Genomic DNA, 24712 nt, shown 5'->3' on the forward strand with positions numbered 1-24712 from the left:
AAAGAAACGGATTTATTCAACAGACAAAACAGGCGAAAGTTGGAATCGTTTCGATTGCCAGCCGGTCATATGTTCCGTTTCGCACTGATCCGGTTGGACAGAAAGACTAGTCTCGGATTTGGTGCGCTCAGCACAGTTGGGGGAACGGCCGATTCCGGCCGGAGGTATTACAAGAAATCACACGACCAGCGGATACACCGCGATGAAAACCTTTGATCTGATCAAAAGCGATCTCTATCGCTATACGGGCGAGTACAGCGTCATGCTCCTTCTCGAGCAACTGATGCTGAACGAAGGGTTCAACTACATGTTCTGGCTGCGCCTCGCGAGCGCCGCGTCGTCGCGGCCCATGCGCCTCGTGCTCAACCACATCGTGCGTCTGAAGCAGCGCCGCTTCGGGTTCGTCATCAGTCCGCGCACGCGCATCGGGCCGGGCTTCTATATCAGTCATATCGGCACGATCGCGGTAAACCCGACGGCGGTCATCGGCGCGAACTGCAACATCTCGCAGGGCGTGACCATCGGATCGAATCACGGCAAGGCGGCGACCATCGGCAACAACGTGTATATCGGGCCGAACGTCTGCATCATCGAAGACGTGACCATCGGCGACAACGTGACGATCGGCGCGGGCAGCGTCGTGACGAAGGATATTCCGCCGAACGTCACGGTGGCCGGCTGCCCGGCGCGCATTCTGACCGACGACGCCACGCCCGAGCGGGCGGCGCGCTACATCATGCGTCCGTGGCAGACAGGCGCGGTATGAAGGGCCGGCTTCGGCATGGCGAGGTGCCTTAGCGAACAGTCACGCCGCCCGTTTTGGTGCACGCTCTCCTCTTTCACGCGAAAGCCGCGGGCCTTCGCGTGATTTCTGTTGCATGGCGCTTTCGTATCGACGTCAGGCCATGCGGCGAAAGGCTCCCACGCAGGAGGACCCGTGCTGAGCGCAGCAGTGCAATCGGTGAGACGACGTCTCGGCGGCGTGCATCAGGATCACAAGAGAATCGCAAGAAGCGCGGTCGTCCTGCTGATCTTCGTGATCGCCGGGAAGTGCATCGGCGCGTCGAAGGAAATGGCGATCGCGTATCGCTACGGGATCAGCGGCACGGTCGACGCCTATCAGTTCGCGCTCACGCTCGTCACCTGGCTGCCGACGATGCTCACGAACGTGCTCGCCGTGCTGCTCGTTCCCGCGCTCGTCTCGCTTCAGGAAGACAAGTCGCAGCGCAACGGTTTTCTCGGCGAGCTGGAAGGCGTGGGCCTCGTGCTCGGCCTCGGCTCGTCGCTTCTGCTATGGCTTTTCTGGCCTTATCTCGCCGATGTCATCGCGGGCAGTCTCGCCGAATCCACACGCGACATGTGCCGCGCGATGATCATCAGCATGACGCCGGTCGGCGTGCTGACCTTCACGATCTGCATTTCGTCGTCGCGGCTGCAGGCGTCGGGCAAGCACATCAACACCTTGCTCGAATGCGTGCCGGCCATCGGCCTGCTGGTCTTCGTGCTTGCCGCGCGCAACAACGAATCGATTTTTCCGCTCGTCATGGGGACGTCGCTCGGCTTCGTCGTGCAGGCCGCGTGGCTGCGCGTGCTCGCCAGGCGAGCCGACACGATGCCCGCCCGGCCGCGCGTTTCGATGCGCGCGAAGCAGTGGCCATCGACGATCCGCTCGATGGGCATGCTCACGATCGGCGCGGTCGTCGCGAGTCTGTGGCTTCCGATCGATCAGTACTTCATGGCGCAGCAAGGCGACGGCGCCATCGCGACGCTCGGCTACGCGAACCGGCTGCTCTCGCTCGTGCTCAGCATGGGCGCGCTCGCGATCACGCGCGCGACCTTGCCGATTCTCGCGGAGATTCTTCATCGCGGCGATCATGCGCGCGCACGCAGCACCGCGCTCAAGTGGTCCGGCATCATGACCGTACTGGGCCTGACCGGCAGCATCCTCGCGTATGCGCTCGCGCCGTACGTCGTGAAGCTGCTGTTTCAGAAAGGCGCGTTCACCGCCGACGACACCATCGCCGTCACCACGCTCTTTCGCTACGGGCTGCTGCAAGTGCCGTTCTACTTCGGCATGTGCGTGCTCGTGCAGCTGTTCGCGAGCGAGACACGCTATCGCGCGATCTCCGTCATTTCGCTGATCGGCTTCGCGACGAAGATCATCGGCAACGTCATTCTCGTGCGCTACTACGGCGCGCAGGGCGTGCTGCTCGCGACCGGCATCGGCGCGATCGCGGTGCTCGCGAGCTATATCTTCTGGACGCGCTATGCGCCGCCGTTCACCGGCAACGACGCGCAGCACGATACCGGCACGCCGCAATAAGCACCTGCTTTCAACCTTGTTCGAAGACGCGCCGGAACATCGGCACGAGGAAGCGGTTGCCGTATTCGCTCATGTGATGGAAGTCGGAGTAAAGCGGCCGGCCATCGTGCGAGCCCATGCACTTGCCGTCCGGGCACAGGAACGGACGCGGGTCGAGCAGATGGATACCGCATTGATCGTGTGCCTGATGCATCGCCTGCAGCAACGCGCCATTGCGCTGAACGTAATCCGACATGGTGATCGACAGATCGGGCGCCTTCGGATCCCGCATCTTCTCGCGCGCGAGCGTCAGCGGCACGTTGAAGTCGAACTCGGGAATCGGTTCGACGAGATAGACCGGGCGAATCTTCGAGATGCGGCAAACGGTCGATAGCAAGTGCTCGCGATACAACTCCGTCGTGAACGGCGTCGATGTCTGCGCCGGCTGCTCCGGATTGACGAACGCGAAGTCGTCCATCGTCGGACCGGACCAGTACTGCGACCAGTGATTCGCGATGATGACCGGCGTCTTCGCGCTCTGATCGCGGCTCAGGATATCGATGTACTTGCGGTCCTGATCGAAGCAATCGCCATTGCCGCGGCGAATGCCGTAGATCGTCGGGCAACCTTCTATCGTGATGAGCAGCACATCATCGGGCTTGCCGTTCGGCACGGCGTCGACGACCGCTTCGGCGATCGCTTCCGCGTGACTGTCGCCGAGCACCACGACGCGGCTCTCCTTCTGCTTGTTCGCGACATCGCACGGATCGATCATCATGTGACACTTCGTGCGATGCGGATTCGTGTCGTAGGTCTCGCTATCGGCGATGAACACCGAACGGTCGAAGCGATTCGGCACGCCCTGGCTCGCATAGATGCTGCCGCCGCCGATTGCCAGCAGCAGCGTGAACGCGAGAATCGGACGCAGCGTGATGAAGCGCGGAAAGGCGCGCGCCTCGTCTCGCGCCGGCGGCTTCCTGGTCTTCGACTCGACGAGCGCATAGGACAGATAGCCCATGACGAAGCCGCCCGCGATCGCGGCCGCGCGCCAGCGCAGCGAACCTTCCCTGTCGAAGTACGTGAGCGCGACGACGAACGGCCAGTGCCAGAGATAGACCGAGTACGAAATCTTGCCGATGAACTGCGCGAGCGGATTGCCCGTGAAGATCGAATGCCTGCGCGCCGCGAGAATCACGAACGCCGTGCCGAGCACCGGCACGAGCGCGAGGTAGCCCGGCCATTCGTTGTTCTCGTTGAACATGACCGCGCCGTACGCGATCATCGCGAGGCCGATGCATTCCAGCGTGCGGCGCACGGGCCTGCCCGCCGTCAACGGGAACAGATAGACGAGCCCGCCCGCGATCATTTCCCATGCGCGCGTCGGCAGCAGGAAGAACGCGGCCGTCGGCCATTTCGTCGGATCGGAGAGATAGACGCACGCCGCGAACGAAACGAGCGCGGCGCCGACGAGCGCGATCTTCGTCCCGCGTCGCCCGAAGAGCTTGCGCACGAGCAGAATGCCGAGCGGATACAGCAGATAGAACTGCCACTCGACGGAAAGCGACCACGTATGCAGCAGCCATTTCAGATGCGAGCGCGTATCGAAGTAACCCGCTTCGCGCCAGTAAACGATGTTCGAAAAGAAGCCGAGGCTCGATCCCGCCGCCTTGCCGAACGCGCGAAACTCGGAAGGCAGGAATATCAGCCAGCCGAACACACCGAGCGCGAAGCAAAGAAACGCGAGCGCCGGAATGATGCGCCGCGCTCGATCGCCATAGAATTCGAGCACCGAGAACCTGTCCTTCGAAAGGCGTCTGAAGATGATGCTCGTCATCAGATAACCGGAGATCACGAAGAACACGTCGACGCCGAGAAAGCCGCCTTTGAAGCCGGGCACATCGAAGTGGAAAAGGACGACCGCGAGAACCGCGAACGCGCGCAGGCCGTTGATGTCGTTACGAAAGTTCATCGCGCTTCCCCCAAGAACTTCTTTTTTGCCGCGCACGCGCCAGCGCGATGCAATGGACATCGCCATTGCATCGCGCCCGCGGTGCGGGTTATTTTCTAGCGTCTTGTCTTTCCTGATTACTTCGTCATACGAACAAACCGAATTCCATCTCCGCAAGCCGGCTTTCTTCCGATTGCGTCGCCCGCGCGACTTCCGCCATGGTCGCGGGCTGCATGCCGTAGGTCTCTCTCAAGTACACGTGATGGTTCAGCACCGCTTCGAGGACGCCGAGGTTCTCGGCCAGATTCGCACCGAAGTTATGCGGATGCCACCACAAGTGGAACGAACGCCCCGTGCGCGCCGCCGACGTCATCGACTGCTTGATCCGATGGATGCGCAGCCATTCGAGCGCGCGCTTGTTGCGCGCATATGGACGCAGGAAGCGGCTCGAACGCACGTCGATGAGTCCGCGAGCCGGGCGCGGATCGAACGCGTGATCGCCTGAGATATTGATGTACGTATCGACGAGACGCGCCGCGCGGCGCATCGCCGCTTCATCGGCGCGCGAGGTTTCGCGATACATCCAGCTGCGCTCCGTGCCGCGATACGCGACGAGCCCTTGCTCCGCGCACACCGACAGATACGCGTTGTTCACCTGATTGCGCGGAAACACGATGCTCGCGGGCGGATCGGCGAGACGCCGGATCGATGCGACGGATGCTTCCATGTCGGCGGCGAACTGCGCCTTGTTTTGCCCTGCTTCGAGTGCGTAGTAATGGCAGAACGTATGGCTCGCGAGCTCGCTGCCTTCGGTATCGACGATCCGACGCGCGAGCGACAGACCATAGTGGTACGGATCGCTATTTTCGTTATCGCCGATCGAATCGAGATAACCGTTGGCGTATGGACTCAGCTTCGTATCGGTATAAGTCGGCCGGACGTCGGGCAGATTCGCGAGCAGGTCCTTTTTGTTATCGAACAGCAGCATGCCGACCGTCGCCCACGTCGCCTTCACGCGATACTTCGTGAACATGTCGAGCATCGCCGGAATCGCCTCGCGCACGCCGAGAATGTTCTTTCCGTATGTGGCGATCGAGCGATGGTCGCGCACGCCCCACATCAGTTCGAAATCGAGCGAAATCAGGAAGTAGGACATCGTCGTCAGGGCATCAGGAAGTAGTGATAGACGCCTTCGAAATAACTCTTCGTGGCGTCGGCTGCGACGGCCACGAACACGCCGAAGGTGATGACCAGAACCATCGCGTTCTTGAACTTGATCTCGGGCGCGAGGAACGGCAGCAGCAGCGGCACGCAATACCAGACGCGGCCCTTCGCGAACGGAAACACGAAGAACGCAACGACGAGATACACGAAGAGTCCGACATGCATGATCGACAGCCGCGTGAATGCGCGCTGACGCTGCGTATCCTGCGCGCGCCACGTCGAGTAGAGCACCATGACCGATGCCATCGTGTAGAACAGCAGCAGCGACAGCAGCTTGATCGTGAAGTTTTCCTGATAGCCCGAGTACTCGTCGATACGACGGCCGCCGTAGGTCGCAAACAGAAACTTCGCCGCCGACGCAAGCACGATCGCCACCACGCTCACCGCGACGAGCGCGCGCGCTTTCCTTTGCTCGCCGATGAAACCGGCGGTCATCAGGAACGCTGTAGGCACCGCGAAGGTCGTGTGCACGAAGCTCGCGAGCCCCATGCCGATGGTCGGCTTATTGAAGCGCAGCGCGAAGAGCATCGCGATGGCAAGACCGAAGCCCTGGCGGATCTGGAACAGACCGACCGTAGCGAGCGCATACGGAATCACGAGCCACAGAACGAGACCGATGAGCGGCCTGCGCGTCTGCAACAGCGAATACATCACGACCAGGTTAAGCAGCACCACCGTAATGCGGATGCCGCCTTCGGGCGACACGCCGAACGCATTGAGGAGGATGACCCACGAGCGCCAGCCCAGTTCTTCCGTGATAAGGCTGATGAGAAAGCCCATATCCGACTCGCGGTTCTGATAGAACTGCACAAGCCAGTGCCAGTCGGTCGAGCGGAAGTACTGGATGTACGCTTCCTGGTCGAAGATCAGGCCGACGCTGCGCTCGCGGAACGCGACGATCGAGAGCGCCGTGGCCGCGAGCACAAGGAACGCCCAGCCGGATGGCGTCATGAAGTACGCGAATCCGGTCATGCGTCGTATCGGTTCGCTCTGCGCGCTCTGTGCGCTTTGCTGCGCCGTATTGTTCATTGTCGTTGCTTGCATCGTATTGGCCTTTTTTCCGCTTTAGTTATTGTGTGTGGGCGCGGCTTTCATGGCACGAGCCTCAGGTTGGTGACGATGATCTTCGGTCCCGCCTTGTCGTAATCGATGCTTTCCACTGTCGACATCTTCGGACTCACCCATGTCGGCGAATGACTCGCGATCTGCCCGGACACCTTGCGCCCATTCAGCTTGAGCGATGACACGGCGAACGCGGCATCGCTCGCGCCTTCGTCGCGATGATTCGTGATGCCGATATCGACATGCTTGGGCATCGGCCCGACGATCTCCTCCAGCCAGACGATGATCCCGTACCGGCAATTGCGCGTCGTCGGATTGACGATGCGAATGTTCTCGAGAATATCGGCGTTGCTGTTCGGCTCCGCGTCGAGCCCCGCTTCCGGCTGCGTGCCGCCGATGTTCTCCCACAGCGGATTCTCGAACACGATGTTGCGTCCGCTGATGATCGACACGCCTTGTCTGCGGCAGCGGTCCGCATGATGATTCACCACGCGAATACCGCTGCTGTACTTAAACGCGACGTTGTAGCTGTTGGCGATATAGATGCCATCGCCCCAGCAGCCGATCGTCTTCGGCGAGATGAGCGTCACCTCCGTGCTTCCCGCAATCGAAAAGCCCATGCCGTGACCGTTTTCACGCAGCGCCGGTTTCGCGGCGTTAAGCTCCTTGCTACCGTCGAGCACCGCGTTCTCGACGAGCACGTTGCTCACGTCCCAGATGCGGAAGATCGAATAGAACGACGTATCGTGCGGCAGCAGCTTGATCGACGCGCCCGGTGCGAAGCGCAGGTGACTATCGCGCCGCAGGTCGAGCCCTTTATCGTCGATACGGCACTTGCCCGTGATGAGCAAGGTCGAATCGACGGATTGATCGATGGCCCGCTGCAGCGCGATGCGATCGTTCGTCTTGCCGTCGCCCTTCACGCCGAACGACTTGTCGGTGACGACATCGCGTTTCTGCGCCGCGCGCGCGTCGAAGCCGGCGACGCCCGCTCCACTGGCGACGGCGCCCATCAGCAGCGAGCGGATCACTTGTCGCCGGTCGACCATTACGCTTTCTCTCCCGTCACCGCACGCGCATAAGCCGTGCTCTTGCCTTCGCCGCCGCGCGAGCGTGCGCCGAGTTGCGCGAAGATCGCGTCCCACTGACGCAGGATCGCCGGCGACGAATAACGCTGCCGTACCGATGCCGCCGCCTTGCGTCCGAGCTCGGCGCGCAACGCTTCGTCCGACATCACGCGGCGCAGCGCATCGATCAGAGCGGCCTTGTCGCCGGCAGGCACGAGCAGACCGTCCTGGCCGTCGCGCGTGAGTTCGCGCGGGCCGCTCTTGCAGTCGAACGCGACCGTCGCGAGGCCGAGCGCCATGCCTTCGAGCATCGCCATCGGCAGACCTTCGTAGCGCGACGACAGCACGAACGCATCCGAGCGCGCCATCTCTTCCCAAGGCGTCGTCGTCTTGCCGGGCATCAGCACGCGCTCGTTCATCTTCAGTTGCGCGACCTGCGCTTCGAGCACCGCGCGCTCCGGGCCTTCGCCCCAGATCCACAGATCCCAGTCCGGAAACTCGGGCGCGAGCGTCGCGAATACATCGATCAGCAGATCGAACTGTTTTTGCATGTTGAGACGCCCGACCGCGACGAGCCGCTTGCGCGCGCTCTTCTCGATGGTTTCGGGCTGCAACAGCAACAACTCGTCCGGCAGCGGATTGGGCACCACTTCAATGCGCTTCACGCGCGGCACCATCTTCCTGAACGATGCCTCCATGTTGTCCGTGAGCAGCGTGAGCAGGTCCGCGCTCGGATAAACGAAGCGGCACATCTGGCTCATGAGCTGCGAACGGCCGTCGGCGGACGGATCGATGTGCTCGCTCGCGATCACCGGAATGCCGAGGCCGCGCGTCGCGAGAATCGTCGTGATGTTCACGTTCGAGAGGAACGACACGACCACATCGGGCGCGCTTTCGCGGATCAGCGCACGCAGCGCGCGAAAGCGCGCGGGATATTGCAGCATGCGCGCGCCGGCCTTCACGCGATCGGCGAGGAAGACGCAGCGCACGTTCGGCGCGAGCGGATAAAAGCACGCCCCACGGCCGCTATACGTGATGACGAGCGTCACCGTATCGCCGCGTTGCGCCCACGCATTGACGAGCGAGGCCGCGACGCGCTCCGCGCCGCCGCTTCCCATCGAACTGACCACGAGCATGATCTTCATCGGTCGTGGCTCCTCATCGTCCGGCTGCGGGAGCGTGAAGTTCCGCACGACGCGGCACCTTCACGCCCGACTCTTCGAACACTTCCTGCCATAGCGCGATGGTCTTCGACAACGCGAACGTGTCGTTGACCGACGTCGCGCACAGCGCCATGCGATGACGTTCTGCGTCGTCCTTCATCAGCGATTCGAGCGACTTCGCGAGCGCGCTCGCATCGCCGACCGGGTTCACGAGCAGGCCGTTCATGCCGTGCGTGACGATCACGCGCGGACCCGAATCGCAGTCGTAGCTCACGGCCGCGCAGCCGCTCGCCATCGCTTCGACGAGCGTCATCGAGAAGCCCTCGAAGTGCGAACTCAGCACGTAGAGATCGGCGCGCTCGTACCAGTCCGCGACGTTGCCCGCGCGGCCAGGCAGAAACACGCGGCCGCGCAGCTTCGCCTCTTCGACACGGCGTTCGAGACTCGCACGCGCAAGCCCTTCACCGACGATCACCAGATCCCATTGCGGCAGCGCGCCGGCAATCTTCCTGAACGCATCGATGAGGCTGTCGAAACCTTTTTCGGGTGAGAGCCGTCCGACCGCGAGCAACAACTTGCGCCCGTCCTTCACGACGCTTTTCGGCTCGATGATCGGATTCGTTCGCGCGATAGGCAGCGTGAACGGCGGCGGAATCACCTTGACGTCTGTCGCGCGGCAATGCGTTTCGATCCAGTCGCGGGTTTCGTCGGTGAGCGCGACGACCTTGTCCGCGAAGCGATACGTCAAGAGCCGCAGACGCTCCCAGAACGGCGTGAGCGGCGCGCGCGGCGGATGCGTGTGCTCGCTCGCGATGATCTTGTACGGCAGCCCGATGCCCGCAAGCACGGCGAGCACGTTGGCCGTCGCCATGACGCCGAGCGCGACAGTAGGCTTCGTCTCGCGCAACACCTTGCGGAACGCGAGCACGCGCTTCGCGTTCGACATCAGCGTACGCACGAAGCCGCCGCCCTCGACGCCGCCCGCGAGCCCCAGCTCGATGCGCTTCACGCCCGGATGAAACGGATAGACATCGCCTTCACCGGCTGTCAGCGTGACGACGGTCACTTCCCAGCCGAGCGCCGCCCACTCGTTCGCGAGATTGGCAGTGACGCGTTCAGCGCCGCCGCCGTGCATCGAGTAGATGAAAACGACTATTTTCATGCGGGCCTCGTCGCGAGTTCGGCTTCGACCGGCACGCGGCGCTGCGACAGAAAGCGGATGTACCACGGCATCGCGATCGCGAGTCCGTCGGCGAGCGGAATGGCGCTCGCATAGCCGAGCAGTTGCGCGGCCTTATCGACGTTCGCTTGCGAATGACGCACATCGCCCGCGCGGAACGGCGCATACACCGGGCTGCCTTCGTTGATGACGCCGTTGTCCGCGAGCACGCGCTTCAAGCCGTCATAGAGCTGATTGAGCGTCGTGCGATCGCCGACCGCGACGTTGTAGACCTGATTGCGCGCTTGCGGCTCGGAGAGCGCAGCGAGGATGTTCATCTGCACCACGTTGTCGATGAAGCAGAAATCGCGGCTCGTTTCGCCGTCACCGTTGATCGTCACCTGTTCGTCGTCGATGAGCGCGGCCGTCCACTTCGGGATCACGGCCGCATACGCGCCGTCCGGATCCTGGCGCTTGCCGAACACGTTGAAGTAACGCAGACCGATGGCGTTCAACCCGTACGTGCGCGCAAAGACCGAAGCGTACAGCTCGTTGGCGTACTTCGTCACCGCATACGGCGAAAGCGGCTGGCCGATGCGATCCTCGACTTTCGGCAGGCCCGGATGGTCGCCATACGTCGAGCTCGACGCGGCGTAAGTGAAGCTCTCGACTTTCGCGTCGCGCGCGGCGACGAGCATGTTCAGAAAGCCGCTGATGTTGACTTCGTGCGTCGTGATCGGATCGTTCACGGAGCGCGGCACCGAGCCGAGCGCCGCTTCGTGCAGAACGTGCGCGACGCCTGTCACCGCGGTGCGGCAATCGTCGAGATTGCGGATATCGCCTTCGATGAAGCGAAAGCGCGCCCATTGCGCGGGCGTCACGAGCGAGTGCACTTCATCGAGATTGCGTTGATGCCCGGTCGCGAAGTTGTCGAGCCCGACGACGTCCTGGTCGAGTTTCAGCAGCGCTTCGAGCAGATTCGAGCCGATGAACCCGGCGACGCCGGTAATGAGCCACTTCTGCGGCGTGCGCGTCAGTTGTTGACGGATCGATTCGTAACGATCAGACATGAAAGTCTCCAAATTTGCCGACGGGCGCGGCGTGTTCGCGGCGCTCGTCTTCGATCGCGATCGAGGGAACCAGCTCGCGATACACGGCGAGCGTCTTCTCGATGACGATGCGTTCGTCGAAATTCTTCAGTGCCTTCTCGCGCGCAGCGAGGCCCAGCTTTCTCGCGAGCGCGCGGTCGTCGTCGAGCTGGCGGATCGCATCGGCGAGCGCGCGTGCATCGCGCACCGGCACTTGCAAACCATCCACGCCCGACTCGCTGACCACTTCGCGGCAGCCCGGCGCGTCCGTCGTGATGAGCGGCAGCGCGCAGCCCGCGGCTTCGATCAGCGCTTTCGGCAAGCCTTCGCGATAGCTCGGCAGCACCATCACATCCACTTCCGTGAAGAGCTTCGGCATATCGCTCACATGACCGAGCCATTCGACGAGCCCTTCCTTCACCCAGCCCTGCACCATCGCCGTGCTCACCGATGCCGGGTTGCCGTCGTCGGGCGAACCCGCGAGCAGGAAGCGCACGGTGCGATTCTCGCGGCGCAGCATGCGCGCCGCCTCCACATATTCTTCGATGCCCTTGTCCCACACGAGCCGCGCCGCCAGCAGAATGCGCAGCGGCTTGGCCGCATCGTCCGGCGACGCCTCGCGCACCTTGAAGCGCGTCAGATCGACGCCCGATCCCTTGATCAGACGAATCGACTGCTTCTCGACGATGCGCGCGGCTTCGAACAGCTTGATGTCGTCCGGGTTCTGCAGGACGAGAATGCTGTCGCGGCCGTTCAGCGCCGAGCGCATCACCGTGCGCACGACCGGCTTCAAGATACGCGCTTTCAGATCGCGGCTCGTGAAGACGTAGCCCATCCCCGCGACCGCGTTCACGCGCGCCGGCACGCCTGCGAGCTTGCTCGCGAACGAGCCGTACACCGCGCTCTTGATCGTGAAGCCGTGCACCAGTTGCGGCTTTTCGCGCTGGAAGAAGCGCGCGAGCCAGAGCACGAGCGCCAGTTCGCGCAGCGGATTCAGACTGCGCCGGTTCATCGGCACCGCATGCCAGCGAAAACCCTGATCGCGCAGCTTCGGGCCGTATTCGCCGTCGGGTGACAACAGAATGACTTCGAAACCCGCGTCGCGCAGTTTGCGAGCGAACGAAAGCCGGAAATTAAACAGATACCAATCGGTGTTGGCGTACAGAACTACCTTGGGCATCTTCATTGCGAACTCCGAACGTCCGGTTGACATCGCCGCGGGCAACCCCCGAAATTCCGGGAGCCGAACCGCGGCGATGTTGTGCGACGGCCTGCACCGGTCAATGCCGATGCCACCGAACCTCAGAGACGCATGTCGCTCGCCTCGGGCGGCAGAACGTACTTGAGGTCGCACAGCACGTGCTGCGACTTGCCGTAGGCGTGAATGCCTTCCGCGCCTTCATCGGCGAACTGCTTGTGCGCCACCGCGAGCACGACCGCATCGTAGACGCCCTTGGCGGGCTGATCGATCGGATCGATGCCGTACTCGTGATGCGCCTCTTCCTTCGAGACCCACGGGTCGTACACGTCGACCTGGACGCCGTACTCCTTGAGATCGGCGATGATGTCGACCACGCGCGTGTTGCGCAGGTCCGGGCAGTTCTCCTTGAACGTGAGACCCATGATGAGCACGCGCGCGCCCGAAATGGCGATGTCGCGCTTGGTCATCGTCTTCACGAGCTGCGAGACGACATAGTTGCCCATGCTGTCGTTCAGGCGGCGCCCGGCGAGGATGATCTCCGGGTGATAGCCGATCGCCTGCGCCTTGTGCGTCAGGTAATACGGATCCACGCCGATGCAGTGGCCGCCGACGAGGCCCGGGCGGAACGGGATGAAGTTCCATTTCGTGCCGGCCGCGAGCAGCACGGATTCGGTGTCGATGTTCATCTTGTTGAAGATGATCGACAGTTCATTGATCAGCGCAATGTTCACGTCGCGCTGCGTGTTTTCGATAACCTTGGCCGCTTCGGCGACGCGGATGCTGCTCGCCTTGTGCGTGCCGGCCGTGATGATGCCGCGATAGAGCTCGTCGACGAAATCGGCCACTTCGGGCGTCGAGCCGGACGTGACCTTCTTGATGTCCGGCAGGCGGTGCGACTTGTCGCCCGGGTTGATGCGCTCGGGGCTGTAGCCGACGAAGAAGTCTTCGTTGAACTTCAGGCCCGACATCTTTTCGAGCACCGGGACGCACTCTTCTTCGGTCGCGCCGGGATAAACCGTCGATTCATAGATGACGACGTCGCCCTTCTTGAGCACGCTGCCGATGGTCGTCGATGCGCCGATCAGCGGCGACAGGTCCGGACGCTTGTAGTGATCGATCGGTGTCGGCACGGTCGCGATGAACACGGTGCAGCTGCGCAGGTCTTCTACATCGGCGCTGTACTGCATGAAGGTCGCGGAAGCCAGCTCGGCATCGTCGACTTCGAGCGTGACATCGCGCCCTTCGCGCAGCGCGTTGATGCGCGCACGATTGATATCGAAGCCCACGACGGGATGGCGCTTGCCAAATTCGACGGCGAGCGGCAGGCCAACGTAGCCCAATCCGACAATGCCGAGTTTCAACTCTTGCGGCGAGAACATATTCACTTCTCCTCGTTATGCAACTCAGGACGTTTATTTAGTACTGCTGTTCGATTCGGGGTCCAGCTGAAGCAAATGCCGGATGAGTCAGTCTCTAGTCTTCCTTGTCGGCCTTGTAGGCAGCGTAGGCGTAGCCGCCGTACTGGCGCGCCTGGGCATAGTTGCCGTAGTGCACCTTGAAGCCGTTGAGCAACACGCCGGTGACGCTTGCGCCCGATTGTTCGAGCCGCTTCACGGACTCCGAGATTTCCCCGGAACGTGTATCCCCATAACGCGCAACCAGGAAGATCGAGCCCGCGACGGGCGCCATGATCGCCGTGTCGGACACCGCCAGAATGGCCGGTGCGTCGAGCAGCACGATGTCGTATTCCGCCGATGCGCGATTCACCGATTCCGTGAATGCGTCCGACAAAAGCAGCTCGGCCGGGTCCGGCGGATAGAAGCCACACTGGACGAAGTCGAGATTGTTCAGCACCGAGCGATGCACGGTCTCTTCGAGCGTGGCCGAACCGTTCACGACATCCACGAGACCCTTGCCGCGCGGCAGGCCGAAGTACTGGTTCAGGTGGCCACGGCGCAGGTCGCAGTCGACGAGCAGCACGCGCTTGCCGCCGGCGGCGAGCAGCGTCGCCAGGTTCGCGGAGACGAACGACTTGCCGATGCCGGGCAGCGGACCCGCGAGCATCACGACGTTGTTCGGCGCATCCATCAACGCGTACTGCAGGGACGAGCGCATCATGCGCAGGCCTTCCACAGCCGGATCGGTCGGGTAACGCGAGGCGAGCGCGAGCTGTTCAGGCTTCTTTTCGGCGATGCGCTTCGCGAGTTCCTTCTGACGCTCGCTGTCCGGAATCGTCGCGAATACCGAAAGACCCGTCTTCGATTCCAGTTCCTTCGGATCGAGCACGCCCTTGAACAGGAAGTCGCGAGCGAACGCCATCACGATGCCGAGGAACAGACCGATACCAGCCGCGATCACGAGCACCAGCGCCTTGACCGGCTTGACGGGACGCTCGGGCACTTCGGCGTGGTCGAGCAGCTCCACCGTCGGCGTGCGGCCGGCTTTGATGAGGCGCATCGTTTCAATGTTGTTGCGCAATGCCGAATAGACGTCGGTGCTCATGCGCACGTCGCGTTGCAAACGAAGCGCGCCCTGCTCGGCCTGCGGCATCGCCTTGACGCGCGCTGCCAGGTCGTTGATGTACTTCTCGGTCGCCGCGATCTGCTGGTCGATCACCACCACGCTCGGGTGCGAGGGCGAGAAGTGCACGGCCAGGTCGGCGCGACGGCGCTTCAGGTCGAGCAACTGCGCATCCGCTTGCGAAGCCTGCTGCATCACGATGCGGCCTTCTTCGTCCGGATTGAACAGCGTGCGGCTGTTGCGATACGCGTTGTAGTTGTCTTCGGCCGTTTCCATCTGACGCTTGGCGTCGGGAAGCTGCTGCTCGAGATATTCGAGCGACTTCTCGGCGTTGATCCCGCGACGATCGGCGTTCTGCTTCACGTACATGCGCGACAGTTCGTTGATCGTCGCCGCCACGAGCACCGGGTCCTTGCCTTCCAGTGTCGTGCTGATGACGCCCGACTTGTTGCCCTGCTCGGCGATCGCCAGCGAATTCTGCAGACGATCGATAGCGGACACGCGCGAGTTACGCGTCAGATCGAATTCGACGCCCTTCTCGCCGTGGATGAAGCCCACGAGCAGCGAGATGGGACCGGCGTCGGTGTCGAAACGCTGCACGCTGCCGACCTGGCCGCCGACGCCCGTTTCGACGCCCGGGCCGCGCACCTGATACTGGCCGTTGCCGAGATAGCGCAGCGTGTATTCCTTGCCTTCGTATTTCTTCGGCACGTCGAACGCGGACACGTCGATCGATTCGGCGCCCCATGCGTAACCGCCGCGGCCGAAGAGACCGGGAGTCGACGTTTCATCGTTCATGCGGGCGACCATGCCCCCGATGATCGGGAAGCGATGCGGCGCTGCCTGGATGTACAGCTTGAGCGCATCGACGACGGGACCGAGCACGAACTTCGATCCGATGACCTGGATCTCGCCTTCGGCCGTCGCACGCTGATCGAACAGCGTGGCCGCGGTCCGAACCATGTCGCGTGAGTCGGCCGGCTGTCCATTGCTCGAGTCGTCGACTCTGACGAGCATGCCGGCCTGATAAATCGGGGCCGAGAAATACGCGTACACCACCCCGATGCTGAAGACGACCGCCACGGTCGCCGCGATCATCTTCCAGTGACGGCCCAGCGTTTCGAGAATCGACGTCAGCTCGATCTCTTTCTCGCTCTCGGCCATTACGGCTGACGCCTGATTTTTAACTTTCATAGAACGTCTCGTTACAGGCTCTTATGGGACCGGCGCGGCAAGCGCACCGGATGCGGATCGAAACACCTGCGGCGCACCCCTAAGGGCGCAAACATCATTTCCTTATTCTTGAATTCAGGCCTGCATTCAGGGCCGTTAAAATCCCGCCCCGGCATTGCAGTCGTATTGAAACACACGACCCAAAAAAAGAGAAATTCCCACAGACGATTTTTGTTGTTTATCGAACCTTTCAGAGCGACCGAGTGTTCGCTTTCCCGCTTTTAAGAATTTAACGAGTATGCGGGCCATTTGAGCAAATCGAAAAGTAGCATAGGCCGCCTTGTTGTATGCGCGGCACCGCACATATAATCGCTATTAATCGAACTGCTAATTCTATGAAGAAAACCGGTTTAGCCTGGGTTCGATTTGCGGACATTTTTTCGCCCGCCGGGACGGGCTCGTCGGGCCTGTTGTGCCGGCAGCGCCGGCCCGCTGCGCTCTGACGCAGGGAAAAACGTACCGGCCCTCACAAGAATATGCGCGCGAAGGTGGGCTTGCGTACGGACAAGGCGCGAATTTCAAAAGCGCGCATTAAGTCCTTTATATGAAATCCGTGTTTTAACGCGCTATTAATTTCGGGTTTGTATGAATAATCGGGGGAAGCCCCAATAAAATCGCAGTAGGCTCGGTTTCACACATTAAAGCGCCATAAATGCGTGGACAATGGCAGGGGTTGTACCTACCATAGGCTTTCGGGTATTGATATTCGAAAAGAGATGCGCCCTCTTCGTGAGTGAAAAAAATGTTAAACCTTGCGCTTGGCTTCATCAGTTCTTTCTGCATGACGCTACTTATAGTTCGATTCGCGGGACGCTACGGGGCGCTTTCCCTGGATCATGATTTGAACGGGGTTCAAAAGAACCATTCTCATCCGGTTCCGCGGGTCGGCGGCATCGCATTGATGGTCGCGGCCTGCGTGACGTTTCCCATCGCCGCGATCTTCGGCGGCAATCCGCGCGACGAGTCCCTTTTGCTGCTGCTTTGCGCAGCGCCCGCATTCGGAAGCGGCGTGATCGAAGACCTGACCAAGCGCGTGAGCGTGCGGGCGCGGCTCCTGAGCGCGATGCTGGCCGCGCTGCTCGGCGCGTTCATTCTCAACGGCGTCGTCGGCCGTGTGGATCTGCCGCTCGTCGATCCGATCCTCGCCGTCACGCCCATTGCGATCGGACTCACCGTGCTCGCGGTCGCCGGACTCACCAACGCGGTCAATATCATCGACGGTTTCAACGGACTCGCCGCCGTCGTGGCGATTCTGATCTTCGGTTCGATCGGCTATGTCGCGCATGAAGTCGGCGATCTGCTCGTGATGAGCACCGCGCTCACGATGATCGGCGCGATCGGCGGCTTCGCGATCTGGAACTATCCGGCTGCGTCGATTTTTCTCGGTGACGGCGGTGCGTATTTCATCGGCTTCACGATCGCCGAATTGCTCGTGCTGCTGGTCGCGCGGCATCCGAACGTCTGTGCGTGGTATGCAATGGTCGTCGCGATTTATCCGCTTTTCGAAACGCTCTTCTCGATCTACCGCCGCCGGATCGTGCGCGGGCGTCCGGTCGGCGCGCCCGACGGCATCCATCTGCACACGCTCATCTTCAAGCGAGTCGTGCGCAAAGGGACGGACCCGCGTCAGCGTCAGCGCAGAAACGCGCGCACGTCGCCGTATCTGTGGGTGCTGAGCATGATCGGCATCGTGCCCGCGTCGCTCTTCTGGCACAACCCGGTGGTGCTCGCGGTGACGGCGGTCGTGTTCGCGGTGGCGTACGTCTGGCTCTACACGGCGATCGTGCGGTTCAAGACGCCGCGATGGCTCCTCGGCAGTCAGCGGCGGAGCGTCGTTGCCAGCGCGGTTGCCGAGCAGACGACACATCACAAGTGATCCTGAGCAGTTCGTAGGAACGTAATCACGAAAGGCCCCGGTCGAATCGACCGGGGCCTTTTAGTTTTAGCGATGCAGTCAAGCGGTGAAGCAGCGATGCACTGAAGCCTGAGCAGTGAGGCGCGTGCAATCGACGCATAAAAAAAGGCCTTGATCGCTTCCGATCAAGGCCTTCGTCATTCGAACCGCGTCGAGCGCGGCGCATTCGGTATCAGCTTGCGACGCTCGCGAGATCCGCCGTGTGCGACGCGAAGAGCGGGATCGACGATGCCTGCTGGTGCTCGAGCCACTGCTGGAACATCAGCACGTTCCACAACTGACGATGCCAGTTCTGCTCGCCCGACAGATGCTGCTGCCATTTCGCGCGCACCGTGGCGGCGTCGAAGAAGCCCTCGCGACGCAGCCGCGACGCATCGAGCAAGGCCTCCGCCCAGTCGCGCAGCTCGCCGCGCAGCCAGTGCGTGATCGGCACGCCGAAGCCCTGCTTGGGGCGCTCGATCATCGCACGCGGCACATGGCGATAGAGCACCTGGCGCAGCGCCCATTTGGTCTGTCCGTCGCGCACTTTCATCGATTGCGGCAGACGCCACGCGAACTCCACGACGCGATGATCGAGGAACGGCACGCGCGTTTCGAGCGACACGCCCATCGCGGCACGATCGACTTTCGTGAGAATGTCGTCGGGTAGATAGGTAATCATGTCGAGCGCCATCATGCGCTGCACGTCGTCGAGGCCGGTGAAGGCCGGCGCATTGCCGGTCATCAGCGTGGGCGGCTGGTATCCGCCGATCACGAGCGCGGCGGGGTCGTTCCATTGCGACATGAGATGCAGATACACCTCGTCGCGCGACTGGCACGACAGCAGTTCCGCGCCCTTGTGCAGCTTGTCGCCGACCTTCACGCCGCGCAGCGACGACGGCAGAATCGGCTCCATCAGGCCCGCCATGCTGTTCCAGCGCTTCGGCGAGATTCCGGCTATGCCCGATGCCGCCAGCTTGCGCAACGGCGCCGGCATCATCGTCATCTTGTCCCACATGCCCGGCGCGGTCTTGTAACGCTGATAGCCGCAGAAAAGCTCGTCGCCGGCATCGCCGGACAGCGAGACCGTGACGTGCTGCCGCGCGAGTTGCGAGACGAGGAACGTCGGCACCTGCGACGAATCAGCGAACGGTTCGTCGTATAGCTCCGGCAGACGCGGGATCACATCGAGCGCCTGGCGCGCCGTCACGTACATCTCGGTGTGCTCCGTGCCGAGATGCCTGGAGACGGCCTTCGCGAGCTTGGCTTCGTCGAAATCGCTTTCGTTGAAGCCGATGGTGAAGGTCTTCACCGGACGCGACGACTGCTTCTGCATCAGCGCGACGATCGTGGACGAATCCACGCCGCCCGACAGAAACGCGCCGAGGGGCACGTCGGAAAGCATCTGCTGACGGATCGCGTCCGTGAGCAGATGCTCGAGTTCATCGACGGCGTCTTCGGCGCTGCCCGCGAAACCGCGTGCGGATCCGTTGACCGCCGCATCGACGCCCGACCAGTACGACCACACGCGCGGCTCGCGCCGTTCGAGCGAGACGGTGAGCATCTTGCCCGGTTCGAGCTTGCGGATGCCCTCGAAAATGGAATACGGCGACGGCACGCAGCCGTGGCGGATTTGCAGCGTCAACGCGCCGCGATCGACGTTGTTCTCGAACGCGGGATGCTCGCGCAGCCCTTTGAGCTCGGAGCCGAACAGGAACGCGGCTTCCTCGCCCTGCCCTTGCCAGCCGTAGTAGAGCGGCTTTTCGCCGAGCCGGTCGCGCGCGAGCGTGAGCTGGCATTCCTGCCGGTCCCACACCGCGAACGCGAACATGCCGACCGCGCGCTCTATCGTCGCCTGGATGCCCCACGCATCGAAGCCCGCGACGAGCGTCTCGGTGTCGGAGCTGCCGCGCCACGCCGGCGCGCGTTGCGTGTCTTCGAGCTCGTCGCGCAGATCGAGATGGTTGTAGATCTCGCCATTGAACGCGATGACATATCGCCCGCTGCCCGACGCCATCGGCTGATGTCCCGCCGACGACAGATCGATGATCGCCAGCCGCCGATGACCCAGCGCGATGCCGCGCAAATCATCGGTCCAGTCGCCCGCGTCGTCGGGGCCGCGATAGGCGATGGCGAGCGCCATCTTCCGCACCGTTGTCTTCGAGTCGCCCGCGCCGAAGCCGCGTCCACCCAGAAAGCCGACGATACCGCACATATTGGTTCTCCTTACGATCCGGCCATAGGCCGCGCTTATGCGATGCTCATTTCTCTTCGACGAGCCGCAGGTAGATATCTTCGAAACGCTCGCGCGCGCGCATCATCGTGAATTCGGCGTGGATGCGCGCTTTCGCCATCTGACCGAGACGAAGGCGCTCGTCGGGTTTCATGTCGACGATGCGATCGAGTCCCGCCGCAAGCGCGTCGCTGTTTTCCTTCTCGACGACCACGCCCGTATTCGCGACGAGCATGGCCGCGTCGCCCACGTCGGTGACGACGCACGGAAGCGCCATCGCCATCGCTTCGCCGACGACATTCGGAAATCCTTCGGTGCGCGACGACAGGCAGAACGCATCCATCGCCGACAGGCACGCGGGCACGTCGCGCCGCTCGCCGAGCAGCACGAAGCGCGATGCGAATCCCGTCTGCGCGATCCAGTCCGCGAGCTCGCGATTGTTCGCGTCGAGATCGCGGCCGACGAGCATGAAGCGCACATCGGGATGACGCGCGGCCAACATGCCCGCCGCGCGCACGAAATTCTGGTGATCCTTCACCGGATGAAAGCGTCCGAGCACGCCGACGACGACGTCGCGCTCGCCGAATCCGCATTGCTCGCGGATCGCGCTGCGTTGCTCCGGCGTGGCGCACAGGCGCGCGACGTCGAAGCCGTTCGGCACGACCATCATGCGGCTCGCGTCGTAGCCGACCGACACATGCGCGCGGCGCGACGCCTCGGCCGCGCAGACGATCGTCTGCGGCACGTAGTACGACAGCCACGCGCAAATCTTGCGCAGCAGCACGGTCACGCGCGAGCCGCCCGATCGGACATCGGTGGTGCGCACGCCCCAGACGATGCGCTTGTGCGCCGCGATCCGTCCGGCGAGCCCGCCGAGAAAGTCGGCGTGATACATCCACGTCTGAATGATGTCGGGGCGTTCTTCGCGGATCAGTTTCACGAGGCGCATCAACGCGCGCGGAAAGCCGAGCGGGGATTTCATGCCGAGGCTATGAACGTCGATGCCGCGCGCGGCGAGTTCTTCGCCGATCTTGCCGGTGGTCGTCAGCGAGCAGACGACGTGACGAAATCGCGGATCTTCGATGTGCGACTCGATGAGGCGCTGAAGCATACGTTCAGCGCCGTCCGCATTGAGCGCAACGATGACATGGAGAAGCTTCATGGTCCCGGCTGCCGTTTTTCTACGATGGGCCCGTCTCCAGGCAACCGACGCGCGCGTCGCTGGCGGCAATGCTTGTACTGACGGGTGTGTTTTATGACGATGGGCTGCCTCGCCGGGGCACGCTCCGGCGAGTCATCAATGTAAGCCGGCGCGGTGGCACGCACTGTGCGACGTGCCACACGCCGGTTCTCCTGTCCGCGCGCGTCCTGCGGGCGTCAGGCGCGCCTCATCGCACCGCGCCACGGATTCCATTTGCGAAGCTGCGTCTTGAGATCGATGACCGTGATCCCGCCGACCGCATTCCACGTATGCAACCCCTGATGACCGCGCGGCGGCGTGCGAACCGACACCGTGCGCTCGGCATAGGTCGTCGTCGTGAGCTCGGTGATCTCGCGGAACGTCAGCGCCGCGCCGTATTCGCGCTCGCAATTCTGCGCGGGGCGAATCAGGCGGTTCTGGCCGTCCTTGAACAGGTTGCCCGCCATGCGCGCGAGGCGGCAGTCGGAAACGACCGGGTTCATCGGATGCGCGGTCCATTCGCCGAACGGGCTGTCGGAATAGAAAATCGACAGTTCGTCCCAGTTCGATCCGCCGTCCTCCGTCATGCTCGTGAACATCCACCATGTCTTGCCGTCGTGATGGAGCGTCGTATCGGCGGCGACGACATCGCGCATGATCACCTTGTGCAGCACCCATTCCGTCGGGAACGACGCCGCGCGGTACATCTCGATCGTGCGGTTGCCACAGGTCTCCGGAATCATGAAGACCTCGCCCTCATGCTCGAAGAGGAACGGATACGACAGGTGATAGTTCTTGTCGAGCACGACGCGCGGCGTCTCTTGCCAAGTCTGCGTGGCCGGATCGAACGCGATATGGCTGATCGTGCCGCGATTCGTGTCGTAGGGCAGGCTTTCGAAGAACAGGTGATAGTCGCCGTTCTTGCCGCGCCAGAGGAACGGATCGGCATGGAACTGCGACGTCATGCCGGGAAGCGTCACCCAGTTGCGGCTTTCGTCGCCGTCCGCGGACGGGGCATCGGTGCGCCGATACGCCAGGACCCAGTGTCCGCGCTGAACCAGCAGCTTGAGCGGCTGATTCAGCACTTTGCGGCCGAGATGGCGCAGCGCGAAGCACGCCGAAGTGAAACCCGACAGACGCGCGGGCCGAGCCTTCGGCTTGACGAGCGGAAGATCGCGCAGCGGCGGGTCCGCGTCGAGCCGCTTCTGCGCCCGGTCGACGAGAACGGCGACGCGCTGCAGGCTCGTCTGCAACGACTTCAGGAAGAAAAGCTTCTCCGGTATCGCGACATACGACTCGGCGAGCAGTCGCATTTCGCCGGAGTCGGGGGACTTCCAGACGGCCTGGATATGTGGCGTTCGGCACTGAAGCAGCGCTTTCCACAGCGCCTCGATGTTCTCGTGGCCGTCGTACAGGACGGTGATTGGAGCACGAACGTGAGCGCGTCGCGGTGTCTCTTCGGGGTCGCCGTAGAGCCGCTTCTCGATGCGCGTCCACCATTCAAGCACGGAAGGATATGCGGGTTGCGCCATTTTCTTTTCCCTCAGACAGCAGCGGATTCGCCAGTCGATAGAATTGAAATCTTTAGCTAAGCGCTTAACTGTCTTTTATATGTGTTGTGTTCCGGCGCTTTCGAAATGATGAACCTACATTTCATGATGATGCCGGCGAAGAAAGACTAGAGTCTGGGGAACGTGACTGCGGTGCGCTATCGCACACAGTTGCGACAGCTAAATAATGCGAGGGATTTTGAACGGCTGTGCCGGAATGGCTGCGCGATGCGATGGCCGGCACGCCTGGCGCTGGCCACGGGCCGATACGGAGGGAGACCTAACTTGTTGGCGGATCAGGAAATTTTGTCGTGGATCAAGGCTCGTCGCGGCGCACGGCGACCTCGCGCCTGCGATACCACGTAGGCCGCTTATGAGCCGGCTTGCTCATTTCATCTGCCTTATGTTTGGAAGAAGGCGAAAAGATAATTTCGAACACGGCCAGCAAAGCGAGGCCGATTATTGCGAAAAAAACAATTGCGCCTATAACACCGCCTACAGACATGCTTCCTCCGCGCTCGTACGCGTTGAATCAAGCATTAGATAAAACCTGCCGCTGAAAGTTTTGGCCGAATGAAATTTGATTTATTTGCGGATTATATCACATCGGAAATCGGCCAATTTCCGCGTGACGGACCTATGTGGATGATTTTCGGACGGATGCGGCCCGTGCAAATCCCTGAACAGAAGGGTGAAAGCGCATCTGTTCCGTGGACCGCTCGCCGGGCAGCGCGGCCGCGCGGGCGGACGAACGGCATGGTGCGGCGCGGGCCGGGGATGCGCATCGACCGCTGCGACGCGAAGGCCGGCGCGATTTATTCGGAGACCGATGCAGAGCTTATTACACGTCGAGATGCGGATTTCGAAAGACAACGGCGCGTCATTCGAATGCGCGCGTCGATATTCCCGATTTGCCGCCAGTCGTCTCGCCTATTTGACCGACGATTAACCGATCATTTCAGCAAGTAAGAAAGCGCGTTTCACGCGAGCCCCTCTTTTTCCGCGGGTTTGTCGGACGTTGTCAAGAGAATGTCCGCTACCGCCAATAAGGAAAGGCCGACCACCGCCACGAACCCGACGGTTCCGGCGAATAGGCTGACGAGCTTCATGGTTTCCTCCGCCAGTCAAAGGGCGAATGCTTCCGTTGCTCAAGCTGCCGCTCGCGTCCGACGATACTCGCCGGTGCGCCTGGCAACCGTCCCAACGCTAGCATAGGCATAAGTTCGCCGGAAAAGTATTCATTTCGTGGCGAAACAGGTGCCTTCGCGATTTGCGCAGACGAAAAAAGCCTCGATGCGACCGATCGGCGACCCGTTTCAGCGCCCGCGCCTGCCGGCGCCGGCCGTCATGGCCGCATCGGCGTCGCCGTTTTTCCACGCGTGCCGCGCCGGCTCCCGGCTGCCGCCCATCGCGCGGGTCAGGATCGCGCGTGTGCCAGGCGTCGCACTGACTTGCGCGAGTTGAGGCGCATCGATCCACAGCAACTCATGGAATCGCGCGCCGGCTTTCGGCCGCAGATGCACCTCGTCCGGTATCGCAATGCGAAAAACATGATGCAGATGATGCGCCGACGCCTGCTGAAACAGAAACGCCGCAGCGCTCGCCTCGACGCCGGTGTCTTCGTGCAGCGCTCGGATCGCTGCAACAATCGTCAATTCGTCGTATGCCACCGCTCCGCCCGGCAGAAGCCACGGTCCGCCACGCTCCCGGACCAGCAGCACTGACTGGCGACGAACCAGCAGCACGGTTGCTCGTTCTCTCATCCCCGTCTCCGTGTTGCACCCCAATTCGTTATTGGATCGATGCTGCGATACGGCGCGCGGCGTGCCATTTTGATTTCACCGTCGCGTCGAACCTGAGCGTGAATTGACGTGCACGTTCGATCTTC

Annotated in this window: 19 protein-coding genes; 4 read left to right on the top strand and 15 right to left on the bottom strand. The window is 62.2% G+C overall.

Features of this window, described 5'->3' with window-relative positions; translation table 11 throughout:
* Positions 1-202 precede the first annotated feature (202 nt).
* Positions 203-766 carry a serine O-acetyltransferase gene (locus tag QCE58_RS14740; protein ID WP_008346189.1) on the top strand — a complete coding sequence of 188 codons (564 nt, stop codon included), beginning with the start codon at positions 203-205 and terminating at the stop codon, positions 764-766.
* A 171-nt stretch (positions 767-937) separates the two neighbouring features.
* Positions 938-2323 (top strand): murein biosynthesis integral membrane protein MurJ, encoded by a 1386-nt coding sequence (gene murJ, locus QCE58_RS14745; protein WP_175980288.1) that lies wholly within the window; start codon positions 938-940, stop codon positions 2321-2323.
* Between the two features lie 10 nt (positions 2324-2333).
* On the opposite strand, the gene QCE58_RS14750 is transcribed toward murJ, so the two are convergent.
* From QCE58_RS14750 to QCE58_RS14795, 10 genes are all read right to left on the bottom strand, one after another.
* Positions 2334-4271, bottom strand: coding sequence for an acyltransferase family protein (locus QCE58_RS14750; RefSeq protein ID WP_250441634.1), 1938 nt, complete (start codon positions 4269-4271; stop codon positions 2334-2336).
* Positions 4272-4395: 124 nt separating this feature from the next.
* Positions 4396-5406 (bottom strand): polysaccharide deacetylase family protein, encoded by a 1011-nt coding sequence (locus QCE58_RS14755; protein ID WP_250522414.1) that lies wholly within the window; start codon positions 5404-5406, stop codon positions 4396-4398.
* Positions 5407-5411: 5 nt separating this feature from the next.
* Positions 5412-6518, bottom strand: a complete 1107-nt coding sequence (locus QCE58_RS14760; RefSeq protein ID WP_235366307.1) for an EpsG family protein — start codon at positions 6516-6518, stop codon at positions 5412-5414.
* Positions 6519-6565: 47 nt separating this feature from the next.
* Positions 6566-7585, bottom strand: a complete 1020-nt coding sequence (locus QCE58_RS14765) for a hypothetical protein (protein ID WP_008346179.1) — start codon at positions 7583-7585, stop codon at positions 6566-6568.
* Positions 7585-8748 (bottom strand): glycosyltransferase family 4 protein, encoded by a 1164-nt coding sequence (locus tag QCE58_RS14770; protein WP_250522413.1) that lies wholly within the window; start codon positions 8746-8748, stop codon positions 7585-7587. The genes QCE58_RS14765 and QCE58_RS14770 overlap by 1 nt, the downstream gene beginning before the upstream one ends.
* A 13-nt stretch (positions 8749-8761) precedes the next feature.
* A complete protein-coding gene (locus QCE58_RS14775; RefSeq protein ID WP_250522412.1) occupies positions 8762-9928 on the bottom strand; it encodes a glycosyltransferase family 4 protein in 1167 nt (388 codons plus the stop codon).
* Positions 9925-10995 (bottom strand): SDR family oxidoreductase, encoded by a 1071-nt coding sequence (locus QCE58_RS14780; protein ID WP_250522411.1) that lies wholly within the window; start codon positions 10993-10995, stop codon positions 9925-9927. Before QCE58_RS14780 ends, QCE58_RS14775 begins: the two co-directional genes overlap by 4 nt.
* Positions 10988-12199, bottom strand: coding sequence for a glycosyltransferase family 4 protein (locus QCE58_RS14785; RefSeq protein WP_008346171.1), 1212 nt, complete (start codon positions 12197-12199; stop codon positions 10988-10990). Before QCE58_RS14785 ends, QCE58_RS14780 begins: the two co-directional genes overlap by 8 nt.
* A gap of 116 nt (positions 12200-12315) precedes the next feature.
* Entirely contained in the window at positions 12316-13593 is a 1278-nt protein-coding gene (gene tviB, locus QCE58_RS14790; protein WP_008346170.1) for a Vi polysaccharide biosynthesis UDP-N-acetylglucosamine C-6 dehydrogenase TviB, read from the bottom strand.
* Between the two features lie 94 nt (positions 13594-13687).
* A complete protein-coding gene (locus tag QCE58_RS14795) occupies positions 13688-15928 on the bottom strand; it encodes a polysaccharide biosynthesis tyrosine autokinase (protein ID WP_033536895.1) in 2241 nt (746 codons plus the stop codon).
* Positions 15929-16709: 781 nt separating this feature from the next.
* On the opposite strand from QCE58_RS14795, the gene QCE58_RS14800 reads away from it, so the two are divergent.
* On the top strand, positions 16710-17843 hold the full coding sequence (locus QCE58_RS14800) for a glycosyltransferase (protein ID WP_033536894.1): 1134 nt from the start codon (positions 16710-16712) through the stop codon (positions 17841-17843).
* Between the two features lie 211 nt (positions 17844-18054).
* Here QCE58_RS14800 and asnB read toward each other — a convergent pair whose 3' ends face one another.
* From asnB to QCE58_RS14815, 3 genes are all read right to left on the bottom strand, one after another.
* Positions 18055-20076: an asparagine synthase (glutamine-hydrolyzing) gene (gene asnB / locus QCE58_RS14805; protein ID WP_008346159.1), complete on the bottom strand. Its 2022-nt coding sequence runs from the start codon at positions 20074-20076 to the stop codon at positions 18055-18057.
* Between the two features lie 46 nt (positions 20077-20122).
* Positions 20123-21256, bottom strand: a complete 1134-nt coding sequence (locus tag QCE58_RS14810) for a glycosyltransferase (RefSeq protein WP_250522410.1) — start codon at positions 21254-21256, stop codon at positions 20123-20125.
* A 215-nt stretch (positions 21257-21471) separates the two neighbouring features.
* A complete protein-coding gene (locus tag QCE58_RS14815; protein WP_250522409.1) occupies positions 21472-22806 on the bottom strand; it encodes a hypothetical protein in 1335 nt (444 codons plus the stop codon).
* A gap of 591 nt (positions 22807-23397) precedes the next feature.
* On the opposite strand from QCE58_RS14815, the gene QCE58_RS14820 reads away from it, so the two are divergent.
* Positions 23398-23793 carry a hypothetical protein gene (locus QCE58_RS14820; RefSeq protein ID WP_250522408.1) on the top strand — a complete coding sequence of 132 codons (396 nt, stop codon included), beginning with the start codon at positions 23398-23400 and terminating at the stop codon, positions 23791-23793.
* 11 nt (positions 23794-23804) lie between these two features.
* Here the strand turns inward: QCE58_RS14820 and QCE58_RS14825 are convergent, their stop codons facing one another.
* Positions 23805-23933 (bottom strand): hypothetical protein, encoded by a 129-nt coding sequence (locus QCE58_RS14825; RefSeq protein ID WP_275446092.1) that lies wholly within the window; start codon positions 23931-23933, stop codon positions 23805-23807.
* 207 nt (positions 23934-24140) lie between these two features.
* A complete protein-coding gene (locus QCE58_RS14830; RefSeq protein WP_051078963.1) occupies positions 24141-24587 on the bottom strand; it encodes an NUDIX domain-containing protein in 447 nt (148 codons plus the stop codon).
* Between the last annotated feature and the right edge of the window lie 125 nt (positions 24588-24712).

This window comes from Caballeronia sp. LZ028, from assembly GCF_031451415.1.
Classification (GTDB): Bacteria; Pseudomonadota; Gammaproteobacteria; order Burkholderiales; family Burkholderiaceae; genus Caballeronia; species Caballeronia zhejiangensis.

Coding starts and splice junctions, on each gene's coding strand:
- QCE58_RS14775 (WP_250522412.1), bottom strand. CDS start 9,928: ATGAAAATAGTCGTTTTCATCTACTCGATGCACGGCGGCGGCGCTGAA.
- QCE58_RS14740 (WP_008346189.1), top strand. CDS start 203: ATGAAAACCTTTGATCTGATCAAAAGCGATCTCTATCGCTATACGGGC.
- QCE58_RS14830 (WP_051078963.1), bottom strand. CDS start 24,587: ATGAGAGAACGAGCAACCGTGCTGCTGGTTCGTCGCCAGTCAGTGCTG.
- QCE58_RS14810 (WP_250522410.1), bottom strand. CDS start 21,256: ATGAAGCTTCTCCATGTCATCGTTGCGCTCAATGCGGACGGCGCTGAA.
- QCE58_RS14750 (WP_250441634.1), bottom strand. CDS start 4,271: ATGAACTTTCGTAACGACATCAACGGCCTGCGCGCGTTCGCGGTTCTC.
- QCE58_RS14825 (WP_275446092.1), bottom strand. CDS start 23,933: ATGAAGCTCGTCAGCCTATTCGCCGGAACCGTCGGGTTCGTGGCGGTG.
- QCE58_RS14800 (WP_033536894.1), top strand. CDS start 16,710: ATGTTAAACCTTGCGCTTGGCTTCATCAGTTCTTTCTGCATGACGCTA.
- asnB (WP_008346159.1), bottom strand. CDS start 20,076: ATGTGCGGTATCGTCGGCTTTCTGGGTGGACGCGGCTTCGGCGCGGGC.
- QCE58_RS14755 (WP_250522414.1), bottom strand. CDS start 5,406: ATGTCCTACTTCCTGATTTCGCTCGATTTCGAACTGATGTGGGGCGTG.
- tviB (WP_008346170.1), bottom strand. CDS start 13,593: ATGTTCTCGCCGCAAGAGTTGAAACTCGGCATTGTCGGATTGGGCTAC.
- QCE58_RS14785 (WP_008346171.1), bottom strand. CDS start 12,199: ATGAAGATGCCCAAGGTAGTTCTGTACGCCAACACCGATTGGTATCTG.
- QCE58_RS14765 (WP_008346179.1), bottom strand. CDS start 7,585: ATGGTCGACCGGCGACAAGTGATCCGCTCGCTGCTGATGGGCGCCGTC.
- QCE58_RS14815 (WP_250522409.1), bottom strand. CDS start 22,806: ATGGCGCAACCCGCATATCCTTCCGTGCTTGAATGGTGGACGCGCATC.
- QCE58_RS14760 (WP_235366307.1), bottom strand. CDS start 6,518: ATGCAAGCAACGACAATGAACAATACGGCGCAGCAAAGCGCACAGAGC.
- QCE58_RS14820 (WP_250522408.1), top strand. CDS start 23,398: ATGAAATTTGATTTATTTGCGGATTATATCACATCGGAAATCGGCCAA.
- QCE58_RS14780 (WP_250522411.1), bottom strand. CDS start 10,995: ATGTCTGATCGTTACGAATCGATCCGTCAACAACTGACGCGCACGCCG.
- QCE58_RS14770 (WP_250522413.1), bottom strand. CDS start 8,748: ATGAAGATCATGCTCGTGGTCAGTTCGATGGGAAGCGGCGGCGCGGAG.
- QCE58_RS14795 (WP_033536895.1), bottom strand. CDS start 15,928: ATGAAAGTTAAAAATCAGGCGTCAGCCGTAATGGCCGAGAGCGAGAAA.